General features: G+C 59.8%; 1 protein-coding gene. It reads left to right on the forward strand.

Annotated elements, in window-relative coordinates; all coding sequences use genetic code 11:
* The coding region (locus tag NO877_RS19700) for a transposase (RefSeq protein ID WP_256397989.1) at positions 1–790 on the forward strand (790 nt) is incomplete at its 5' end.
* Between the last annotated feature and the right edge of the window lie 21 nt (positions 791–811).

Raw genomic sequence — 811 nt, forward strand, 5'->3', positions numbered from 1 at the left:
CATCTACGGCATTCGTCCCGTTGAACGAGAGCTTCGAAACACGGTCGTCTGGCTGAGCTGTGGCTTCGATCGACCGCCGTCGAGAGACGCGGTCGATCGCTTTCTCACCGACCTCGAACACGTCGGTCAGGAGGTGTTCGACCACCTCGTCGAGCAGGCCGCCCGCCGCGGCCTGCTCGATTTGACCTACTGTATCGATTCAACTGACGTGAGGACGATGCCCGCCGATCAAGATGCATCGAAGTGCTACGATCCAACCGACGACGAGTACTACTACGGCTACGGTTGCACGATCGTCTCGACCGGGCAAAAGATCCCGATCGCAGCGGAGTTCACAGAGAGTAAGCAAGCACCAGAGGAGACGGCGATGCGCGTCACGCGTGACGCGCTCGCCGTCGCCAAACCGATCTGGATGGTCGGTGACAGCGCCTACGACACGCTCGACTGGCACGACCACCTGCTGGCCGCAGGGGTCGTGCCAGTCGCTCCGTACAACGCGCGAAACACCGACGACCCGAAAGACATCGAATACAGGGTCGAAGACCGCATCGAACAACATAGCGAGGACGTTCAACTGAAGCAATCGACGCTAAACGAGACATACAACCGCCGTACTGGAGTCGAACGAACCAACGACTCAGTGAAGGACTGCGGCCTCGGGCGAACGCACGCCCGAGGCCGCGTCCACGCACGAGCGCAGGTGTTTCTTGCCCTGTGCCTTCGCCTCGTCGTCGCTATCACCAACTACGAACGCGGAGACAATCCAGGAAGTACGATCATCACGGTGTGAGAACTCTTCTATGACACCCTC

Source organism: Halohasta litorea (assembly GCF_024494645.1).
In the GTDB taxonomy this organism is placed as follows: Archaea; Halobacteriota; Halobacteria; order Halobacteriales; family Haloferacaceae; genus Halohasta; species Halohasta litorea.